Source organism: Bacillus mycoides (genome assembly GCF_000832605.1).
Taxonomy (GTDB): domain Bacteria; phylum Bacillota; class Bacilli; order Bacillales; family Bacillaceae_G; genus Bacillus_A; species Bacillus_A mycoides.
In genome coordinates this window covers 3,550,999-3,574,229 of record NZ_CP009692.1, presented here as the reverse complement: position 1 = coordinate 3,574,229, position 23,231 = coordinate 3,550,999, and the positions used below count along the sequence as shown (strand labels likewise).

16 protein-coding genes are annotated in these 23,231 nt (G+C 35.2%); 13 read left to right on the top strand and 3 right to left on the bottom strand.

Features of this window, described 5'->3' with window-relative positions; translation table 11 throughout:
• Positions 1-8: 8 nt before the first annotated feature.
• Both BG05_RS20125 and BG05_RS20120 read left to right on the top strand, forming a co-directional pair.
• Positions 9-1,166, top strand: coding sequence for an exonuclease SbcCD subunit D (locus BG05_RS20125; protein WP_003189086.1), 1,158 nt, complete (start codon positions 9-11; stop codon positions 1,164-1,166).
• Positions 1,163-4,252 carry an AAA family ATPase gene (locus BG05_RS20120; protein WP_002127285.1) on the top strand — a complete coding sequence of 1,030 codons (3,090 nt, stop codon included), beginning with the start codon at positions 1,163-1,165 and terminating at the stop codon, positions 4,250-4,252. Before BG05_RS20125 ends, BG05_RS20120 begins: the two co-directional genes overlap by 4 nt.
• A gap of 160 nt (positions 4,253-4,412) precedes the next feature.
• Here BG05_RS20120 and BG05_RS31150 read toward each other — a convergent pair whose 3' ends face one another.
• Positions 4,413-4,586: a hypothetical protein gene (locus BG05_RS31150; protein WP_002031929.1), complete on the bottom strand. Its 174-nt coding sequence runs from the start codon at positions 4,584-4,586 to the stop codon at positions 4,413-4,415.
• A gap of 336 nt (positions 4,587-4,922) precedes the next feature.
• On the opposite strand from BG05_RS31150, the gene BG05_RS20110 reads away from it, so the two are divergent.
• Complete coding sequence (locus BG05_RS20110) at positions 4,923-5,222, top strand: ArsR/SmtB family transcription factor (protein ID WP_002012759.1); 300 nt, start codon at positions 4,923-4,925, stop codon at positions 5,220-5,222.
• A gap of 63 nt (positions 5,223-5,285) precedes the next feature.
• On the opposite strand, the gene BG05_RS20105 is transcribed toward BG05_RS20110, so the two are convergent.
• Entirely contained in the window at positions 5,286-5,471 is a 186-nt protein-coding gene (locus BG05_RS20105; protein WP_002012762.1) for a YkvS family protein, read from the bottom strand.
• Between the two features lie 650 nt (positions 5,472-6,121).
• Here BG05_RS20105 and BG05_RS20100 point away from each other — a divergent pair.
• The 10 genes from BG05_RS20100 to BG05_RS20055 all read left to right on the top strand — a co-directional run bounded on the left by BG05_RS20100 (position 6,122) and on the right by BG05_RS20055 (position 22,761).
• On the top strand, positions 6,122-7,324 hold the full coding sequence (locus BG05_RS20100; RefSeq protein WP_002127286.1) for an L-lactate MFS transporter: 1,203 nt from the start codon (positions 6,122-6,124) through the stop codon (positions 7,322-7,324).
• 628 nt (positions 7,325-7,952) lie between these two features.
• Positions 7,953-8,738 (top strand): 2,3-dihydro-2,3-dihydroxybenzoate dehydrogenase, encoded by a 786-nt coding sequence (gene dhbA, locus BG05_RS20095; protein ID WP_002127287.1) that lies wholly within the window; start codon positions 7,953-7,955, stop codon positions 8,736-8,738.
• A 26-nt stretch (positions 8,739-8,764) separates the two neighbouring features.
• Positions 8,765-9,964 carry an isochorismate synthase DhbC gene (gene dhbC / locus BG05_RS20090; RefSeq protein WP_002127289.1) on the top strand — a complete coding sequence of 400 codons (1,200 nt, stop codon included), beginning with the start codon at positions 8,765-8,767 and terminating at the stop codon, positions 9,962-9,964.
• A gap of 12 nt (positions 9,965-9,976) precedes the next feature.
• Positions 9,977-11,593: a (2,3-dihydroxybenzoyl)adenylate synthase gene (locus BG05_RS20085; protein WP_002168442.1), complete on the top strand. Its 1,617-nt coding sequence runs from the start codon at positions 9,977-9,979 to the stop codon at positions 11,591-11,593.
• Positions 11,594-11,617: 24 nt separating this feature from the next.
• Positions 11,618-12,511: an isochorismatase family protein gene (locus tag BG05_RS20080; protein ID WP_002012770.1), complete on the top strand. Its 894-nt coding sequence runs from the start codon at positions 11,618-11,620 to the stop codon at positions 12,509-12,511.
• Positions 12,512-12,544: 33 nt separating this feature from the next.
• A complete protein-coding gene (locus tag BG05_RS20075) occupies positions 12,545-19,705 on the top strand; it encodes an amino acid adenylation domain-containing protein (RefSeq protein ID WP_003189100.1) in 7,161 nt (2,386 codons plus the stop codon).
• Complete coding sequence (locus BG05_RS20070; RefSeq protein WP_000184075.1) at positions 19,702-19,926, top strand: MbtH family protein; 225 nt, start codon at positions 19,702-19,704, stop codon at positions 19,924-19,926. Before BG05_RS20075 ends, BG05_RS20070 begins: the two co-directional genes overlap by 4 nt.
• Complete coding sequence (locus tag BG05_RS20065) at positions 19,926-21,368, top strand: MDR family MFS transporter (RefSeq protein WP_002185912.1); 1,443 nt, start codon at positions 19,926-19,928, stop codon at positions 21,366-21,368. Before BG05_RS20070 ends, BG05_RS20065 begins: the two co-directional genes overlap by 1 nt.
• Positions 21,369-21,432: 64 nt before the next feature.
• Positions 21,433-22,182 (top strand): 4'-phosphopantetheinyl transferase Sfp, encoded by a 750-nt coding sequence (gene sfp / locus BG05_RS20060; protein ID WP_002185911.1) that lies wholly within the window; start codon positions 21,433-21,435, stop codon positions 22,180-22,182.
• Positions 22,183-22,218: 36 nt separating this feature from the next.
• Entirely contained in the window at positions 22,219-22,761 is a 543-nt protein-coding gene (locus tag BG05_RS20055) for a hypothetical protein (protein ID WP_002012778.1), read from the top strand.
• A gap of 92 nt (positions 22,762-22,853) precedes the next feature.
• Here BG05_RS20055 and BG05_RS20050 read toward each other — a convergent pair whose 3' ends face one another.
• On the bottom strand, positions 22,854-23,126 hold the full coding sequence (locus BG05_RS20050) for an HU family DNA-binding protein (protein ID WP_002012780.1): 273 nt from the start codon (positions 23,124-23,126) through the stop codon (positions 22,854-22,856).
• Between the last annotated feature and the right edge of the window lie 105 nt (positions 23,127-23,231).

Here is a 23,231-nt window from a genome sequence, read left to right as displayed (position 1 = left end):
AGGGTAATATGAAGTTTTTTCATACAGCGGATTGGCATTTAGGTAAGCTTGTTCATGGTGTATATATGACTGAAGATCAAAAAATTGTGTTAGATCAGTTTGTACAAGCTGTTGAAGAGGAAAAACCGGATGCTGTAATTATTGCAGGAGATTTATATGACCGAGCAATTCCACCTACAGAAGCAGTAGACTTATTAAATGATGTATTACAAAAGATAGTTATTGATTTACAAACACCAATAATTGCAGTTGCAGGAAACCACGATAGTCCGGACCGCATACATTTTGGTAGTAATTTAATGAAAAAACAAGGATTACATATTGTTGGACAATTCCAGTTTCCATACAATCCTGTTGTTTTAAATGATGAATACGGAGAGGTTCATTTCCATCTCATTCCGTATGCAGATCCAAGTATTGTTAGACATATATTGAAAAATGAAGATGTTCGTTCTCATGATGATGCGATGCGTATTTTTATGAACGAACTCTCTGAAACGATGGATAAAGAAGCGAGACACATATTTGTAGGACATGCATTTGTAACTTCTTCAGGAGAGGCAGAGGAAAATACGAGTGATGCGGAACGACCACTTTCAATTGGTGGTGCTGAATATGTAAATAGCCATTATTTTGATAAGTTTCATTACACGGCGCTTGGCCATTTACATCAAGCGCATTTTGTACGTAATGAGACAATTCGTTATTCAGGTTCACCACTTGCATATTCTATTTCTGAAGAAAAGCATAAAAAAGGATATTATATTGTGGAACTGGATGAAAAAGGTGAAACAACAATTGAAAAACGTTTACTTACACCACGTCGTAAAATGCGTACAGTAGAAGCGAAAATAGACGATTTATTGCTTCATCCAGTGAGTGAAGATTATGTATTTGTGAAATTATTAGATGAAAATCCTGTCTTGCAGCCAATGGAAAAAATACGTTCTGTATACCCAAATGCAATGCATGTTGAAAGATCTATTCAAAGACGAGAGTTCACAGATGAAAATGAAGTAACTGTTTCAAGACATAAAGCGGATGATTTATCTCTTTTAAAAGCATTTTATAAAGAAATGAAAGGGCTAGATTTATCAGAAGAGAAAGAACGTCTATTTTTAGATGTTTTGCAAACAGTGCAAGAACGGGAAGGTGAGCGAGGATGAGACCGATTCAGCTTATAATGACCGCGTTTGGTCCATATAAACAGAAAGAAGTAATCGATTTTAAAGATCTTGGTGAGCATCGTATTTTCGCTATTTCTGGAAATACAGGAGCTGGAAAGACAACGATTTTTGATGCGATTTGTTATGTATTATATGGAGAGGCTAGTGGAGAAGAGCGCAGTGATACAAACATGCTTCGTAGCCAATTTGCTGATGATGATGTTTATACAAGTGTGGAATTAACTTTTCAATTAAAAGGAAAAAGTTATGAAATTAAACGACAACTGGGCCATAAAAAACAAGGAAATAAAACAATTACAGGACATGCAGTCGAATTATATGAAGTAATTGATGAGGAAAAAGTTCCATGTGTCGATCGTTTTCATGTAACGGATGTAAATAAAAAAGTTGAAGATTTAATTGGATTAAGTAAACATCAATTTAGCCAAATTGTCATGTTACCGCAAGGAGAGTTCCGAAAATTATTAACATCAGAAACGGAAAATAAAGAAGAAATACTACGCCGCATTTTTAAAACAGATCGTTATAAATTAATGCGTGAGATATTAGATCAAAAGCGCAAACAATGGAAAGACGTCTTACAAGAAAAACAAAAAGAACGTGAGCTATATTTCCGTAATGTATTTAAATTACCAATACGTGATGGGGCATTATTAGAGACATTAGTGGAACAAGAGCATGTAAATACACATCAAGTAGTAGAGGCATTAGAACAAGAAACAGTTTGGTACAATGCAGAGGTTGAGCAATTACACTTAGAACAAAATGACAAAACGAAACAATTAAAAGAAGCAGAGGCACGTTTTCATGCAGCAAAAGCTGTAAATGAGAAATTCAAAGATTTAGAACAAAAGAATGAGAAGTACAGTATTTTACAAGAAAACCGTGCCGTAATCGAAATGAAAGAAAAATCTTTTAAACATGCGGAACAGGCGAAGCGATTATTACCATTTGAGCAATGGTATGAGGAAGCGATGCAATATGAACAGCAGTCTGAAAGTTTGTTAAAACAGATAATCGCAAAAAAAGAGCATATAATGAACAGTTTTGCACTTGCTCAGGAGAAATATGAAGCATTAAAGAATAAGGCATCCGAGCGAGAAAATGCTAAAAAACAAGTTCAAAGACTAGAAGAGTTACAGCCAATTATTGCATCATTAGCTGAGAAAAAGTTAAATTTGCAAAATGCTGAAATTCAAATAGGAAAATTAAAAGAAGGTATGCAAAAGTTAGATGAACAACTAGAAGCGCATAAAAATGAAAAACAAAGAATGTCTGGCGAATTACAGCAATTAGAAGCAGCGCTTGAACAATATGTAGCTAAAGTAGAAGAACTAACGAATATGCGAGAAGATGCAAAAGTATTAAAGCAGGCATATGATGTATGGCAAGAAAAACAAAAATACGAGCTAGAAAAAGAAAGTGCGTTTCATAAGATGCAACAGGCAGTTAGTACATATGAAAATATTGAACGCCGCTGGTTAAGTGAACAAGCTGGTATATTAGCTCTTCATTTACATGATGGTGAATCTTGTCCAGTATGTGGTAGTATGGACCACCCGAAAAAAGCTACAGAGCAAAGTAATGCAATTGATGAAAAAGAGTTAAATGAGCTAAGAGAAAAGAAAAATATTGCGGAAAAATTACATGTTCAATTAGAAGAAAAGTGGAATTTCTATCGAGTTCAATATGAACAAGTGATAGAAGAAGTGCTAAAGCGAGGCTATCGCTCAGAAGAATTAGTAGAAACATATAGTGCGCTCGTTCAAAAAGGAAAGCAATTAGTAGCAGAAGTTAATGCGTTAAAAGCAAGTGAAGAAACGCGTAAGCAAATTGCTGTGAATATAAAAAGCGTAGAAGAAAAAGTAGAAGAACTCCAGAAACAAAAGCGTGAAGTAGAAACTGTGCAGCACCGTACTGAAATGGAGTGTATGCAGCTTCGTACGTCATATGAACATGATAAGCAAAATATTCCGGAAAGCTTGCAAACGGTACAAGCTTGGAAAGTACAGTTTGACCAAGCTCTGCAAGAACTTAGGTTAATGGAAGATGAATGGGAGAAAGTACAAGAGGCGTATCAACATTGGCAAAATGAAAATATACGTATTCAAGCAGAACATGATAATGCTTCTAATCAATTTAATAGTGCAAAAGAGAAGAAAGAAGAGACGTTTACACGCTTTATGAAAGAGCTAGAACAAAGCGGATTTACAGATCAATTAACATATAAAGAATCCAAATTAAATGATGCTGAGATGGATAAGTTACAACAAGAAATCCAAAGTTATTACTCATCTCTAGAAGTACTTACAAAACAAATTGACGAATTAAAAGCAGACTTAAAAGATAAAGAGTATATGGACATTTCTTCATTAGATGAGCAAGTGAGAGAATTGGAAATTAGCCTTGATATTATTAAAGAAAAACGACAACGTGCTCAAAACGCCGTATCATATATTACGGATTTACATGAAAATATTAAACGAATTGATGAACAAATTCATGAGGAAGAAAAAGCATTCCAAGAACTTGTTGATTTATATGAAGTAATGAAAGGGGATAATGATAGTCGTATATCCTTTGAACGTTACATCTTAATTGAGTATTTAGAACAAATTGTTCAAATTGCGAACGAACGACTACGTAAATTATCAAATGGACAATTTTATTTAAAACGAAGCGAACGAGTTGAAAAGAGGAATCGACAAAGTGGATTAGGATTAGATGTATATGATGCATATACAGGTCAAACCCGAGATGTAAAAACATTATCTGGCGGTGAGAAATTTAACGCATCACTTTGCTTAGCACTTGGAATGGCAGATGTAATTCAAGCGTATGAGGGTGGTATTTCCATCGAAACGATGTTTATCGATGAAGGATTCGGCTCATTAGATGAAGAGTCATTAACGAAAGCAGTTGACGCCCTAATCGACTTGCAAAAATCAGGTCGCTTTATCGGTGTAATTTCACACGTTCAAGAACTGAAAAACGCAATGCCAGCCGTATTAGAGGTAACGAAGCAGAAGGATGGGTGTAGTCAGACGAGGTTTGTGGTGAAATAAGCTTGTCAAATTGAAAGTATCTATCCTTACTTTGAACATTGTACCAAATTGTTATAACGTTTTTTCAATTAAGTTCAAATGAATTTAATAATGTTTTTATATAAAGCCGTCTCTATAGTAGAGGCGGCATCTTTATTATTTAAAGGAATGAATGATGCAATTATGAATCATTTGAAGAAGGTGGCGTATTTGCCAAACGGTTATAACTTTTAAAGGCTGAAATTGCAGATATAACACCACCTGTTAAAAATAAAGCTGAACCACCAACTAAAATAATACGACTGACATACGTTTCACGAGCTTCTTCAACTTGTTCTTGTAACGGTGTTGGCATATATAGTCCCCCTCAATAAGAATGTGTTTTGCAATAGTATATACAAATGCCTAAAATATGTTAAAATCACTGGATAGTATTATGAGGAAGTATATAGTTAGATGTGAATTGTTTGAAAAATCTTCATTATAAATTTATGCTAACTTCACATAGAGCACAAATTGAAATTGTATTATGTATATGTACCAAATAGATGAAATTGTATAGTATTGCTGTTTTTAAATAATCAAAATCCTATTATTTCTATATAAGGGTCTTAATTGTATATTTAGAGATAATATTTTATTTAGAAGCAGATTTTAATAAAAAGGAATTCAAATAAAAGGGGAATGTCTTATGACAACATATACGAGCGAGATAAAAAAAAGTTTAGTAACTGAAGAAGATGTGGATATTTTAAAAATAATGGCGCATCCAATACGATTACAAATTGTAAATGAATTAAGTGCACGCAAAACTTGTAATGTAACACAATTAACAGAAATATTGAATATTCCTCAATCGACTGTTTCGCAGCATTTATCAAAAATGAAAGGTAAAGTGCTAAGAGCTGAGAGAAGAGGGTTAGAAATTTATTATTATATTAATAATTTAAAAGCAAGCAAGATTGTTAGTGTTTTAGGATATGTAAATTAATGAATTGTTATTATACAAAATAGCCTCCGCTGTTAAGCAGGGGCTATTTTGTATTGTATTGTTTTATTTATTTGCATTTAAAATTTTATAGTTTTTATGATTTACAATTGTTCGGTCAAATTCAAAAGTACCACCGCTTACATCTGTGACTTCAACTAAGACCGATTCAGTGTATAGTTTTAGTACAGATGCTGTGATCTTTAAGTTATTTCGTTGAAATAGTATAGTATCGCCTACGTTTGCTTTCATAGTACCTCCTTATAAAAGTCAGAAATGTTTGTTTATTATATATATTAAACCACGTATAGATATATTAGTGAATGTTTAGTTTTATTTATCAATAAAATATTTGTTGTTTAGTAAAAATTAAAGTGCAACATTATGTAAATGAATTATATATTTTCTATTTTTATGTATAAAATTGTAAAAAAACGTTGTAATTCTGTATGTTTCGTTAAAAACAAGATATATGGAAGTTAAAATGTATAAAAGATGGAATTTTTGATTACAAGACTATTAAATGATTTGTATCAAGAAATACAGACGCAACATGTTATAAACGTTGAAGAGTTAAATAAGAATAGGATAAGCAAAATATTGAAGTCCAGCCATGGATAATTCGATAATTTTTTTGGTAAAAGAGGATGTGAAAGCTCCGTAAGTCGTATTGATGTAAAACATTATAAAAACTACTACGTATTTAACAAGTAGTTTTTTGTATTTCACCCTTCGTTTTCTGTAACTGATTCCATATTTTTGACGCTCCATCTTGTAAGTGCTTACATAAGCGAAAACATCCTATACAATGAAGTTGTTAAGTCGAATGAGGTGGCGAAAATAAAAATAAAAAAAGCATATTTAGCGAATAGCATTGAAATAGAAAGAGGAGGAGAGATGGTATGAAAAAATCATCGGTTAATCCATGGCTTGTTGTCCTTGGAACAGTCATAGTACAAATGGGGCTTGGTACGATATATACATGGAGTTTATTCAATCAGCCCTTAGTGAGTAAATACGGTTGGAGTCTTAACGCTGTTGCTATAACTTTCTCAATTACTAGCCTGTCTTTAGCGTTTTCAACTTTGTTTGCGAGTAAATTGCAAGAAAAATGGGGACTTCGTAAACTTATTATGATAGCTGGACTAGCATTAGGAAGTGGATTAATACTTAGTTCACAAGCTTCCTCATTAATATTGCTTTATGTACTAGCAGGGGTTGTTGTAGGTTATGCAGATGGTACAGCATATATCACTTCATTATCCAATTTAATAAAGTGGTTTCCAAAGCGTAAAGGTTTAATTGCTGGTATTTCTGTCTCTGCATATGGTTCGGGTAGCTTAATTTTTAAATATATTAACGCACAGTTAATTGAATCAGTTGGTGTATCACAAGCGTTTATATACTGGGGTTTAATTGTTACAGCTATGATTGTCCTTGGCGCTTGTTTAATCCATCAAGCTGCAGATCAAGGAGCAGTTCATGAAACAAAAACTCAGGAATATACAACGAAAGAAATGTTAGGCACAAAACAAGTATACTTATTATTTATTATGTTATTTACATCATGTATGAGTGGCTTATACTTAATTGGTATGGTAAAAGACATTGGTGTTCAACTTGTAGGGCTTAGCGCAGCGACAGCAGCTAATGCGGTGGCTATGGTTGCAATCTTCAATACATTAGGTCGTATTATTTTAGGACCGTTATCAGATAAAATCGGCCGTTTAAAAATCGTTACTGGTACATTTGTTGTTATGGCAGCTTCAGTCTTGGTTTTAAGTTTCGTAGATTTAAATTATGGTATCTACTTCGTATGTGTAGCAAGTGTAGCGTTTTGCTTTGGTGGAAATATCACTATTTTCCCAGCTATCGTTGGTGATTTCTACGGTATGAAAAACCATAGTAAGAACTACGGAATTGTGTATCAAGGATTTGGATTTGGAGCGCTCGCTGGTTCCTTTATCGGTGCAGTTCTAGGTGGATTCAAACCAACTTTCATGGTGATCGGCGTATTATGTGTCGTATCATTTATTATCGCACTTTTAATCCAAGTGCCTAAGCAGAAAAAAGAAAAAGAAGAAGAGTATCGCAGTGTAGCGTAAGTATATAAATCTTCTTTAACACTATGTTTACTAAAAAGCACCCTATTTAATAGGGTGCTTTTTTATGAATTACAACATGTGGAATTTTCTAGAGGCAAAAAATGAGTAAAGTATCCGTTTGGATTATATTGGAATATCGTAAATTGATATATTATATTCGAAATACTTATTAAATCTTAAATTATAAACACGACATGCATCGGTAATTGCAAGATATACTTTCTCGATATTTTCAGAAAAATGTTGAGAAAATATATACTTGAGTTTTTGGTAAGGCTTTGTAAATGAAGGTATCTACAGTTTATCTTCTTCAATTTTAAAAAGAGGAGTACGAATTAAATTTTTTAATGTAAGTACTTATTAATGCTTTTAGATGTAATTGTATTGAGAAGTACTAAAATATTTTATCTGAAAAATAAAAATAGGTTGACAAGTTTATTGAGAAAGATTATCATTTCGGTGTAAGAATATTAAATGAAAAACATTATCAATGAATAATATTTTGATGAAAAGTACACTTGACCAATTAGTTTAGTAAGTGTATTATTTTTTACATTGATAGTGATAATCGTTATCATTATCGCTATTTGTTTAATTAGATTAATTTTCAAATGAAAGGATAGAGGAAATGAACTTAGGGGAATTTGATGGAAAAACGGTTTTAGTAACAGGTGCAGCTCAAGGTATAGGCAGTGTTGTTGCCAAAATGTTTTTAGAAAGAGGAGCTACAGTTATTGCGGTTGATCAAAATGAAGAGGGGTTAAACGTACTCTTAAATGAAAATGAATTAAATGAAACACGTATGAAAACATTTCATTTAGATGTGAGTGATAGTACTGCTGTTGAAGATATGGTAAACGGTATTGAAAATGATATAGCAACAATAGATATATTAATAAATGTTGCAGGGGTATTACGTATGGGACCGATTCACTCTTTAAGTGATGAAGATTGGAATAAAACCTTCTCTGTAAATTCTACAGGAGTTTTCTATATGTCTCGAGCAGTAAGTAAACATATGATGCAAAGAAGGTCAGGGGCAATTGTTACAGTTGGTTCAAATGCGGCAAATACTCCGAGAATGGAAATGGCTGCGTACGCTGCATCAAAAGCCGCAACGACAATGTTTATGAAGTGTTTAGGATTAGAGCTTGCAGCATACAATATTCGCTGCAACTTAGTTTCTCCTGGTTCTACTGAAACTGAAATGCAAAGATTACTATGGGCTGATGAGAATGGAGCTGAAAATATAATTGCTGGTTCTCAAAATACATATAGACTCGGTATTCCGTTACAAAAAATTGCACAACCTTCAGAAATTGCTGAAGCTGTATTGTTTTTAGCTTCTGATAAAGCGAGTCATATTACAATGCACAATTTATGTGTCGATGGCGGAGCTACATTAGGAGTTTAATAAAAAATTCAGGAGGTTTTAATACTATGAATGAACTTATAGCCGTAAAGGAACTGTCAGAAAAATTATTAGAAGATTATAAAACTGAATCTTCGTTCTTTTTCGCTTCACCAACTCGAACGATATTGACAGAAGGAGAGTTTACTACAGTAAAACATCATGAAATTGAAAGTTTTCCAGAACTTGTACAAGCGGTATTAAGTAATGCAAAACAAGCCGGAAATCCGAATCCTATCGTTGTTGGTGCTTTGCCTTTTGATCGTAGAAAAGAAGTTCAACTTATCGTACCAGAACATAGTAGAATTACTGAGCGTTTACAGTTAGAGACAACAAATGAGATAAAACGAAATGAGAAACTGACATTTGAAATGACACCGGTTCCAGCTCCTGAAGTTTATATGGATGGTGTGAAGCAAGGAATAGCAAAAATTCAGGACGGAGATTTAAGAAAAATCGTTCTATCTAGATCGTTGGATGTTAAGTCTTCCGAGAAAATTGATCAACAAAAACTACTTCGTGAATTAGCGGAACATAATAAGCACGGCTACACATTTGCTGTTAATTTGCCGAAAGATGAAAACGAGTACAGTAAGACGTTAATTGGAGCAAGTCCTGAATTACTTGTTTCACGTCATGGTATGCAAGTAATTTCTAATCCGTTGGCTGGCTCAAGACCACGAAGTGAGGATCCAGTAGAAGATAAAAGAAGGGCAGAAGAATTACTTTCTTCTCCAAAAGATTTACATGAACATGCGGTAGTAGTTGAAGCGGTTGCCGCTGCGCTTCGCCCTTACTGTCATATATTACATGTTCCAGAAAAACCCTCAGTTATTCATAGTGAAGCAATGTGGCATTTGTCTACGGAAGTGAAAGGTGAACTAAAGGACCCAAATACGTCTTCTTTAGAATTAGCAATTGCTCTTCATCCTACGCCAGCAGTTTGTGGAACTCCAATGGAAGAAGCGAGAGAGGCTATTCAAAAAATTGAGCCATTTGACCGTGAATTCTTTACAGGAATGTTAGGGTGGAGCGATTTAAATGGAGATGGCGAATGGATTGTTACAATTCGTTGTGCTGAAGTGCAAGAGAATACACTTCGCTTATATGCAGGTGCTGGAGTTGTTGCTGAATCAAAGCCAGAAGATGAGTTAGCAGAAACATCAGCTAAGTTCCAAACAATGTTGAAGGCTTTAGGGTTAAGAGATAATGCGCTGAATGAAAAATAGGGGGAAGAAAGAATGTTAATAGGTTATACGGAATGGCCAAAAGAATTTGCCAATCGCTATCGAGAAGAAGGGTGTTGGCTTGGAGAAACATTTGGTTCGATGTTAAAAGAACGTGCTGAAAAATATGGGGATCAAATTGCGGTTGTAAGTAGTAATACGCATATAACGTATAGTGAACTTGATAAAAAGGTAGATCGCTTAGCTTCAGGTTTACTGAATTTAGGAATAAAGAAAGAAGACCGAGTTGTAATCCAGTTACCTAATATTATAGAGTTTTTCGAAATATGCTTTGCGCTATTTCGCATTGGAGCACTCCCTGTTTTTGCACTACCTTCTCATCGCAGTAGTGAAATTAGTTATTTTTGCGAGTTTGGTGAAGCGAGTGCTTACGTTATTTCAGATAAGGCTCTCGGCTTTGATTATCGAAAACTAGCAAGAGAAGTGAAAGAGAAAGTTCCCGCTTTACAACATGTAATCGTAGTGGGGGAAGAAGAAGAATTCGTGAACATAACTGATCTTTATATGGATCCGATTCCGTTACCAGAAGTTCAGCCAAGTGATGTTGCGTTTCTCCAATTATCAGGAGGGACGACAGGACTTTCTAAATTAATTCCTAGAACACATGATGACTATATTTATAGTTTACGTGTTAGCGCTGACATTTGTAATTTAAATGCAGAAAGTGTCTATATGGCAGTTCTTCCAGTAGCACACAATTACCCGATGAGTTCTCCAGGGACATTTGGAACTTTCTATGCCGGTGGAAAAGTAGTATTGGCAACTGGAGGTAGTCCAGATGAGGCATTTGCTCTTATAGAAAAAGAAAAAGTTACGATTACAGCGCTCGTTCCACCATTAGCAATGATTTGGCTTGATGCGGTATCTTCCCGTAATAACGATTTATCAAGCCTGCAAGTTATTCAAGTAGGCGGTGCGAAATTTAGTGCCGAAGTTGCGAAGCGTATACGCCCTACATTCGGATGTACGTTACAGCAAGTGTTCGGTATGGCGGAAGGGTTAGTAAATTACACAAGACTAGATGATCCAGAAGAAATCATTATTCATACACAAGGTAGACCGATGTCTACATTTGATGAAGTTCGAGTTGTTGATGAACATGATAATGATGTTAAGCCTGGTGAAGTAGGTAGTTTATTAACAAGAGGGCCATATACAATTCGTGGCTATTATAAAGCGGAAGAGCATAATGTAAGATCATTTACAGAAGATGGTTTTTATCGCACAGGTGATCTTGTAAAAGTAAATGAACAAGGTTACATCATTGTAGAAGGAAGAGATAAAGATCAAATTAACCGTGGTGGTGAGAAGGTTGCTGCGGAAGAAGTTGAAAATCATCTATTAGCACATGATGCAGTACATGATGTAGCAATTGTATCTATGCCTGACGATTATTTAGGAGAACGCACTTGCGCTTTTGTTATCGCTCGTGGACAAGTCCTAACTGCAAACGAATTAAAAATGTTCTTAAGAGAACGTGGTATAGCAGCTTATAAGATTCCAGATCGAATTGAATTTATTGAATCATTCCCACAAACAGGTGTTGGAAAAGTAAGCAAAAAAGAATTACGTAAAGTCATTGCTGAAAAACTTATTACAGTAAAACAATAATAAAAATCGGAAGGAAGTGATTAGATGGCTATCCCATCTATTTCAGTATATAAAATGCCAATTGAATCAGAACTACCAAAAAATAAAGTGAATTGGACGCCAGATCCGAAACGTGCGGTTCTTCTAATCCATGACATGCAAGAATATTTTCTTGATGCATATAGCGATAAAGAATCGCCAAAAGTAGAACTAATTTCAAATATTAAGGTGATAAGAGAAAGATGCAAGGAACTTGGTATACCAGTTGTTTATACAGCACAACCTGGTGGACAAACGTTAGAACAACGAGGGTTATTACAAGACTTTTGGGGTGACGGTATTCCTGCTGGACCAGATAAAAAGAAAATTGTCGATGAGCTTACTCCAGATGAGGATGATATATTCCTAACCAAATGGAGATATAGTGCATTTAAAAAGACGAATCTATTAGAAATTTTAAATGAGCAGGGAAGAGATCAACTTATTATTTGCGGTATTTATGCGCATATTGGCTGCCTTTTAACAGCTTGTGAAGCATTTATGGATGGTATAGAGCCATTTTTTGTAGCAGATGCAGTTGCTGATTTTTCACTAGAGCATCATAAACAAGCATTGCAGTATGCATCAAATAGATGTGCAGTAACGACATCAACAAACTTACTATTAAAAGATTTACAAAGTGTAAAAAGCGATGAGAGTGAAGGAATCACTTTACAGAAAGTACATGAACTAGTTGCACAACTACTCCGTGAGCCAGTAGAGAGTATTGAAGTTGATGAAGACTTATTAAATAGAGGACTTGATTCGGTCAGAATTATGAGTTTAGTAGAGAAATGGCGTCGCGAAGGGAAAGAAATCACTTTTGCAGATTTAGCAGAACGTCCAACTGTTGATGATTGGTACCGTTTACTATCTTCACAAGCAGCACAAGTGCTGTAACAAATAGACTACATAATAAAGGGGTAGTAAAGAATGCCTAATAGTCAAAAGATTCGTCATTCGTTATCATCTGCGCAGTCTGGTATGTGGTTTGCGCAACAATTAGATCCGCTTAATCCGATTTATAATACTGGGGAATATATAGAAATAAACGGAAATATTAATCATGAAATTTTCGAGTTAGCTGTACGTAAAGTGGTAAAAGAAGCAGAAGCACTTCATGTTCGTTTCGAAGAGGATGAAATTGGCCCATGGCAAGTTATTGAGGAATCGTCAACATTTCATATGCATTTTATTGACGTTCGTAAAGAAGAAAATCCTGAAGAAGCTGCTAAAGTATGGATGAAAAATGATTTATCTGTACCGATAGATTTAAAAGAAGATAAATTATTTACTGAAGCACTTATTCAAGTTGAAAATAATCGTTTCTTTTGGTATCAGCGCATCCATCACATTGTGATGGATGGCTATGGATTTTCACTTCTTAGCCAAAAGGTAGCGAATGAGTATACATCACTTATAGAAGAAACAAATAAGAATGAAAAGCCATTTGGTTCTCTTGCAAAAATTGTACAAGAAGATAATGAGTATCGTGAATCTAAACAATTTCAGGAAGATCGTACTTTTTGGCTAGAAAAGTTTGCAGATGAACCGGAAGTTATAAGTTTAGCAGAACGAGCGCCGAGAACATCAAATGGATTTTTACGAGAAACTGCTTATCTATCAAATGCTAGTACAAAAACTTTACTAGAAGATATTAATATTTCGTTAACGAGTTGGCCCGAATTTGTTGTAGCCGTAACGAGTATTTACATGCATAAATTAACAGGTTCAAATGATATTGTTTTAGGTTTACCGATGATGGGGCGTCTTGGTTCTGTATCTATTCATACACCAAGCATGGTAATGAATTTAGTTCCACTTCGTCTAAAGTTAACTCCAAATATAACTTTTGCAGAATTAATACAGCAAGTTTCTAAAGAAATTCGAGACGTACGTCGTCATCATAAATATCGTCATGAGGAATTAAGAAGAGACTTAAAGTTACTAGGTGAAAATCAAAGGTTGTTTGGGCCGTTAGTGAATGTTATGCCTTTTGATTATGGGCTTAACTTTGCTGGGAATCGTGGTATTACACATAATTTATCAGCAGGACCTGTTGATGATTTATCGATAAATGTATATAAACGTTTCGATGAAAATGAGTTAATGATTCATTTTGATGCGAATCCGGAAGTATATAACGGCGCGGAACTAGCATTGCATAAAGAAAGATTTATGAGTCTATTAGAATTAGTGATAAATAATTATCATAAAGACGAGCCGATTGGAAAAATAAACATTACTCTTCCTGAAGAAAATCATAAAGTTTTATTGGAATGGAATGAAACGAAGAAAGCTGAAGAGCTAATTAATCTACCTATATTATTTGAAAAACAAGTACAAAAAAATCCAAATAAAATAGCAGTTACTTGTAACGGGATAAAACTTACGTATAAAGAGCTAAATGAACGAGCGAATGAACTAGCACACTATTTATTAGAAGAAGGAATAGAAGTAAATCAGTTTGTAGCCTTAGTATTTCCAAGATCAATAGAAATGGTAGTTAGTATGCTAGCAGTTCTAAAGGCTGGTGCAGCGTATTTACCGATAGATCCAGAATACCCAGCCGAGCGAATTCATTATATAGTAAATGATGCAAATCCAGTTTGTATCATAACACATTCATCTGTTTCATCTACTTTAGTTATAGAAAATGATATTAAAGAAATCATATTAGATAGCGAAGAAACGAAAATAGCGTTAAAAACATATTCTCATATGAATCTACCATTTAAAAATGATGAATCACTTTTAAACCAAGCTTATACAATTTACACTTCAGGATCAACCGGAAATCCAAAAGGTGTAATTGTTACTATGAAAGGTTTAAGTAACTTCTTATTAGCTATGAAAGATATGTTTTCATTAAATGAAAACGATCATTTATTAGCAGTTACAACGTTTGCGTTTGATATTTCTGCTCTAGAAATTTATTTACCTCTTATTAGTGGTGCAAGTTTAACAATTGCACAAAAAGAGGTAATCCAAGAGCCTTCTGCATTAACGACATTGTTACAAGAAGAAAGAGCGACAATTATGCAAGCTACACCGACGCTCTGGCAGGCGTTAATAACTGAATATCCAGAGAGGTTACAAAGGCTAAACGTACTCGTTGGCGGTGAAGCTCTTCCGGCACATTTAGCAAATAAATTAAAAGAATTAGGTTGCTCTATAACTAACTTATATGGACCAACTGAAACGACTATTTGGTCTACTTTCATGAATATTGATGACAGTGAAAATGGTATACCTCCTATTGGAAGACCAATTTGGAATACAGAAGTGTACGTTTTGGATGCAGGGTTACAGCCTGTTCCACCTGGAGTTATCGGTGAATTATATATTGCAGGAGAAGGACTTGCGAACGGATATTTAGGAAAACCAGCGTTAACGGCTGAACGGTTTGTTGCAAACCCTTATGGAAAAGCTGGAGCACGTATGTACCGCACAGGTGATCTTGTGAAATGGCGTAAGGATAGTGTGTTAGAGTACATTAGTCGCGCAGATCATCAAATTAAAATTCGCGGTTTCCGAATTGAATTAGCTGAAATTGAAACGGTATTACAACGACATGAAAATATACAACAAGCAGTGGTAATGGTACGAGAAGATCGTCCAAATGATAAACGAATCATTGCGTATATCGTTGCCGAAGAGAAGGAAATGATTCATCTTTCAGAAATTCGCTCTTATGTTTCAGAAAGTTTAGCGAATTATATGGTACCATCAGCATTTGTTGTGCTAGAAGAATTACCATTAACACCAAATGGTAAGGTTGATAGAAAGAAATTACCTGCGCCTGATTTTAATGGAATGAACAATGAGAGAGTTGCTAGAAATCCGAAAGAAGAAATACTATGTGATTTATTTGCAGAAGTACTTGGTGTTTCGCGAATTAGTATAGATGATAATTTCTTTGAAATGGGCGGCCATTCGCTTCTTGCATCTCGTTTAATGGCAAGAATTCGTGAAACGTTAAGTGTAGAATTAGGAATCGGAAAGCTATTTGAATCACCAACTGTTGCTGAATTAGCGAACCAGTTGGATCGTGCAAAAAGCGCAAGACCAGCTATTAAGAAAGTAAGTAGGCCAAATGAAGTTCCACTTTCATTTGCACAGCGCAGGTTATGGTTCTTAAATTGTTTAGAAGGTCCAAGTCCTACTTATAATATTCCGTTAGTCATTCGTATGTCTGGAAAATTGAATGAGGAAGCACTGCAAGGTGCCTTTTATGATGTAGTTGAGAAACATGAAACACTTAGAACGATTTTCCCGAATTCACTTGGCAGTTCATATCAAAGAATTCTAGAAATGGATAAATTGAATTTAAAAATGATTATAACAAATACATGTAAGGATGAATTAGAAAGTACACTGTCTGAAGCTGTAAGATATAGCTTTAATCTTGATATCGAACCAGCAATTCGTTTGCAACTTTTTAAAGTGAGTGAAAACGAACATGTTTTACTAATTCTTTTGCATCATATTGTAGGAGATGGATGGTCATTACAAGCGTTAACGAGAGACTTTACAGCGGCTTATAAAGCACGATGTCAAGGTGATAGTGTTCAACTAGAAACCCTTCCAGTTCAATACGCAGATTATTCACTATGGCAACAACAGCTATTAGGTGATGAAACAAAACCAGACAGTATTATTTCAACACAATTAGATTTTTGGAAAGAAGAGTTAAAAGGTTTACCAGATCAAATGGAGTTACCTACAGATTATCAGCGCCCAATTGAAACTAGTTATCGCGGGGAAACAATTCATTTTCATTTAGATGAAGGTATGCATAGTAGGTTAGTGGAGCTCGCTCGTAAAAATGGAGTTAGTTTGTTTATGGTGTTGCAAGCAGGACTAAGTGCCTTATTTACAAGATTAGGTGCTGGAACTGATATACCATTAGGTAGTCCGATTGCTGGAAGAAACGACGATGTACTCACGGATATAGTTGGTTTATTTGTAAATACATTAGTGTTACGCACAAATACATCAGGAGATCCAAGTTTTAAAGAATTATTAAATAGAGTGAAACAGGTAAACCTTGCAGCTTATGAAAATCAAGATGTTCCATTTGAACGACTTGTTGAAGTGTTAAACCCAGTACGAACTCGAAATAGTCATCCGCTGTTTCAAGTTATGTTAGCTTTCCAAAATACGCCAGAAGCAACGTTTAATGTACCGGATTTAGAAGCAAGCCTTGAAATTCAAAGTGTTGGTTCTGCAAAATTTGATTTAACATTTGAAATTAGCGAGAGTAACAGAGTTGATGGTACTCCAAACGGCTTATACGGATTGTTAGAGTTTAGTACCGATTTATATAAACGTGAAACGGTTCAAAAACTAATAGAACGATTCATTCTATTATTAGATGATGCAGAGAAACATCCGGATCAATCAATTGGTAGATTAGAAATATTAACTTTAGCAGAGCGAAATACAGTTTTAGAAAAGTGGAATGGTGGTTTTCAAATTGTACCTGAAATGACATTGCCACAATTATTTGAAAAGCAGGCTCATGTAAATCAAAATTCTATTGCTGTCGTCTTTGAAGATGAAAAGCTAACTTATGAAGAGTTAAATAGAAAAGCGAATAAAATAGCTCGTTTGTTAATAGCGAAAGGAATCGGTCCTGATCAACTTGTTGCTTTAGCGATGCCGAGATCTTTAAATATGGTTGTAAGCTTACTTGCTGTTCTTAAAGCTGGTGCGGGATACCTTCCGTTAGATCCGGATTATCCGTCAGATCGTATCTCGTTTATGCTACACGATGCGAAACCATCATGTGTTTTAACAAATTCAGATGTGGAAATTGAATGTGATGAGGCACTAAAGATTTTAGTTGATGATGTGAACGTAATAGAAGAAATTGAGAAATATAGTGAAGACAATATAGATGAAATGGAGCGCATGAAGCCGTTATCTCCTTCACATATTGCTTACGTTATTTATACGTCAGGCTCAACAGGTAGACCGAAAGGGGTTATGATACCTCATCAAAATGTAGTAAGACTTTTAGGAGCAACTGATCATTGGTTCCAATTTGACGCAGACGATGTGTGGACGATGTTCCATTCATACGCTTTTGATTTCTCGGTTTGGGAAATTTGGGGACCTTTATTATATGGAGGGCGTTTAGTTGTAGTACCACATACTGTAAGTCGCTCGCCGAAAGAATTTTTACAGCTTCTTGTTAAGGAAAAGGTTACTGTTTTAAACCAAACTCCATCAGCGTTCTATCAATTGATGCAAGCAGATCGTGAAAATGAAGAGGTTGGTCAAAAATTATCTTTACGATATGTTGTTTTTGGCGGAGAAGCACTTGAACTAAGTCGATTAGAAGATTGGTATAGTCGTCATCCTTATAACGCACCGAAGCTTATTAATATGTACGGAATAACGGAGACGACGGTACATGTTAGTTATATTGAATTAGATGAAAGTATCGTATCTTTACGAGCAAATAGTTTAATCGGGTGCAGTATACCGGATCTTAAAGTATACGTATTAGATAACTATTTACAACCGATGCCACCTGGAGTAGTTGGAGAAATATATGTTGCAGGTGCAGGGCTCGCTCGTGGATATTTAGGAAGAGCAGGATTAACTGCTGAACGTTTTATCGCAGATCCATTTGGTAAGCCAGGTACAAGAATGTATCGTACAGGAGACCTAGCGCGCTGGCGTCAAGATGGGACGTTAGATTATATAGGACGTGCAGATCATCAAATTAAAATTCGTGGATTCCGAATTGAATTAGGGGAAATAGAAGCGGTAATAATGAAACATCCTAAAGTTGAACAAGTAGCTGTTATTGTACGGGAAGATCAACCAGGGGATAAACGATTAGTTTCTTATATCGTCGCATCAAATAATGAAACGATCGATACGAATGAAATGCGTCAGTATGCTGGAGGTAGTTTGCCAGATTATATGGTTCCATACGCTTTTGTAGTAGTAAATGAGTTACCTTTAACTCCAAACGGTAAATTAGATAGAAAGGCATTGCCAGCTCCAGAATTTATTGCATCATCTTCTAGCCGCGGACCGAGAACACCGCAAGAAGAAATGTTATGTGACTTGTTTACAGAAGTTTTAAGTGTGTCTCAAATTGGAATTGATGATGGATTCTTTGATCTTGGTGGTCATTCACTTCTTGCAGTGCAGCTGATGAGTCGCATTAAAGAGGCACTTGGAGTTGAACTAAATATCGGAACTTTATTTGCAGCACCTACTGTTGCAGGGCTTGCTGAAAGACTTGAAATGGGGAATGGTCAAAGTGCACTTGATGTGTTGCTTCCATTACGAGCAAGCGGAGATCAATTACCACTATTTTGTGTACATCCAGCAGGTGGATTAAGTTGGTGCTATGCAGGACTTATGAAATCTTTAGGAACAGATTATCCAATCTATGGTGTACAAGCACGTGGTATCGCTGAAAATGAAGAACTTCCAAAAAGCTTAGAGGAGATGGCGGCGGATTATTTAAAACACGTTCGTGAAATACAGCCTCACGGACCATATCGTTTACTCGGATGGTCGCTTGGAGGAAATGTTGTTCATGCTATGGCGGCGCAACTTCAAAATGAAGGGGAAGAAGTAGAATTACTCGTTATGCTGGATTCGTATCCTGGTCACTTCTTACCGAATACGGAAGCACCTACTGAAGAAGAAGCGTTAATCGCATTACTTGCTTTAGGTGGATATGATCCAGATAACATGGATGGTAAACCACTTACTATGGAAAGTGCGGTTGCAATACTTCGCAAAGATGGAAGTGCATTAGCAAGTCTTGAGGAAGAGACTATTTTAAACTTGAAAGAAACATATGTAAATTCAGTAGGGTTGTTAGGGAAATACGTGCCAAAAGTTTATAACGGGGATATTTTATTCTTTAGATCTACTGTTATACCAGACTGGTTTGATCCTATTTCTCCAAATACGTGGCTAAATTATTTAGACGGGGAAATCGTGCAGCATGACATTGATTGTAGACATAAAGATTTATGTCAGCCAGGTCCACTTACAGAAATTGGACAAGTGCTAGCGAAATATTTGCAGAATAAGAAAGGGGTAAGTAAAGTATGACGAATCCATTTGAAAATGATAATTACACATATAAAGTATTAATGAATGAGGAGGGCCAGTATTCTCTCTGGCCTGCCTTTCTCGATGTACCAATTGGATGGAATGTCGTACATGAAGAAGCTAGCAGACAAGTTTGCTTAGAATACGTTGAAGTTAACTGGAATGATTTAGAGCCGAAAAAAAATCAAATTAGCGAAAAAATATTAGTAGGAAAACAATAATGAAAGTAAAAATAAATCCAAAAGTAGTTGTAAGCATCGTTTATATAACAGCGATGTTTATGGCTGCGATGGATGCAACGATTGTGAATGTAGCACTGCAAACGATAAGCAAAGAACTGCAAGTGCCCCCATCTGCAATGGGGACTGTAAATGTTGGGTATTTAGTTAGCTTAGCTATTTTCCTTCCGATTTCTGGTTGGTTAGGAGATCGCTTTGGTACGAAAAAAGTATTTTTAACTGCCCTTTTCGTTTTTACAATTGCATCTGCACTATGTGGAATTGCTAATGATATTACTTCATTAAATATTTTTCGTATCATTCAAGGTGCTGGTGGCGGACTTTTAACACCAGTCGGGATGGCGATGTTATTCCGAACATTTTCACCAGAGGAAAGACCAAAAATTTCTCGATTTATTGTACTTCCAATTGCTGTAGCACCAGCGATCGGACCAATTATTGGCGGTTTCTTTGTAGATCAAATGTCTTGGCGCTGGGCATTTTATATTAATCTGCCGTTTGGTATCATTGCGTTGCTATTTGGACTTCTATTTTTAGCAGAGCATATTGAAAAATCGGCTGGTCGTTTTGATTCTCTCGGTTTTGTTCTTTCAGCACCAGGTTTTGCGATGCTCATCTATGCACTCAGTCAAGGCCCGTCAAAAGGTTGGGTTTCTCCAGAAATAATTAGTATTGGGATAGCTGGGATTGTATTACTTACATTGTTTATTATTGTAGAACTTAAAGTAAAGCAACCGATGTTAGATTTACACTTATTAAAAGAACCGGTCTTTAGAAAAATGAGTCTTATTTCGTTGTTTTCATCAGCTGGTTTACTAGGAATGTTATTTATTTTTCCGCTTATGTATCAAAATGTAATAGGAGTTTCCGCGCTGGAATCGGGTCTTACTACATTCCCAGAGGCGATTGGATTAATGATTTCTTCGCAGATTATACCATGGTCATATAAGAAATTAGGAGCTCGAAAGGTAATCTCTATTGGATTAGTAAGTACGGCGGTTATCTTTATTTTATTAAGTTTTGTAAATCATGATACGAATCCATGGCAAATTCGGGCACTATTGTTTGGCATTGGTATTTTCTTAGGTCAATCTGTCGGTGCGGTTCAATTTTCTGCTTTTAACAATATTGCACCACCTTCTATGGGGAGAGCAACTACTATATTCAATGTGCAAAACCGATTAGGATCTGCAATAGGAGTTGCTGTTTTAGCTAGTATACTATCTGGTTTTGGAAGTAATAACGTACAGAATAATGCACAATCAGATTTTTTACCATATCAAGCAGCATTAATTGGATCAGCAATATTTTTACTCATAGCATTACTATTTTCTTTACGTATTTCTGATAAAGAGGTAATGTCAAAGAAGAATAAAAAGCCGTTATCTGTATTACAAAAAGAGAAAGAAGTTGTAAATGAATGAGTTGCAGCATGCTAATACTCTTTTGAAATAAAGTAATATTGGCATTTAAAAGGAGAGAGTTTACATGATAGAGAGTAAAGTTGTAGATTCTGTACCAACCCTTAATGAGAATAGTTGTCAAATATGGTGGGCAAGAATTTCAGATTTACAATCATGGCATTGCAATTTACTAAATGATGTAGAGCGAGAGAAAGCAAATTCATATCATCATTCGGCAGACCGTGCGCGTTTTATAATAGGTTGTGTAATTAGTAGATTAGTACTTGGAAAGGTACTTTCTATGTCGCCAGTTCAAGTGCCAATTGATCGAATGTGCCCAGTATGTAAATTACAACATGGCAGACCACAGTTACCAGAAGGGATGCCGCAAATATCAGTCTCACATTCGGGTGAGTGGGTTGTTGTTGCATTTACTAAATCTGCACCTGTGGGTGTTGATGTTGAGCAAATGAATCCAAATGTAGATGTTATGAAAATGGCAGAGGGCGTATTAACAGACATTGAAATAGCACAAGTTATGAAGTTACCTGATGAGCAGCGACTAGAAGGATTTTTAACATATTGGACTCGAAAAGAAGCAGTGCTGAAAGCGACAGGTGAAGGACTATTGATCCCACCAGTAGAAATTACAGTATCAGCTCCAAATGACCCTCCAAAATTGTTGATTTTTAAAGATAGACAAGAGTTAGCAGAAAATACAATGATGGAAGATGTAAGACCTAGTTTAGATTATATGGCTTCCATTGCAATATTTAGTAAAGAAGTAACTGAAATTACGCAGTTAGACGCGGGATTGCTATTAAATCATCGTTAATTTTTAATAAAATTTCTTATAGAAGAGGTGTTCCTCATGTTAGTAGCGGAAAATAGAAAAACTGAATTAACTTATAATGTACAGGCAATTAAAGATATGTTGTTTTCTAGAAATACGTCATCTATTCTAGCTTTAGAAAAACTTGTAAAAGATACAGTTCAGTTTGATGTACTTGAACAGGAAGCGCTCGATAGACAATACATTCCGAAAGAAGCAAAGAATTTCTTTGATAAAAACGGAACATTTCTTTATCGCGTATCTAATGTTAGTTATAAAGGTAAGGTGTTATCTGAAAATCTAATTTTTGCAGACACTTCGTTTTTACCGGATACAATAAAGAGTGAATTAGAGAGTGGAAATATTCCTGTTGAAAACCTTATAGAAAAGATGGAAGTAAGAAGAAACGTATTATATGAAGGATATCAGCCATCTGGAAATATTATCGAATTGTTTGATGGATGTTCTGTTGCGGCGAATGTTTATCCAACTAGAAAATATCAAATTGTAAGTAACTGCAAATGTGTATTTTATATTTGTGAAGTGTATCATGCAGAGAATATAAAGGAACTGCTTAAATAAGAAATAAACAATAAACAATAAATAATAAATAATAAATAATAAATAATAAACAATAAACAAGAAACCAGCCTATAAAATGGCTGGTTTCTTGTTTATTTAACAGCTTCTTTTAATTCTTTTCCTGCTTTAAATGCTGGAACTTTACCAGCAGCAATCTGAATTTCTTCTCCAGTTTGCGGATTACGCCCTGTACGAGCAGACCTTTCACGCACTTCAAAAGTTCCAAAGCCGATTAGTTGCACTTTATCGCCAGATTGTAATGCATTAGCAATTGTGTCAAATACGGATTGTACAGCTGCAGAAGCATCCTTTTGAGAAATATCAGCTGATTGTGCTACATTTTTAACTAATTCTGTTTTGTTCATGTTTTCACCTCATAAAAAATTTTTTAGAATGAATGTTTTAGTATAATGGTTAGTAAAGATAAAGCTAACTTTGTGATTAGAAAGAATGCTGTATGTTTATGTTAA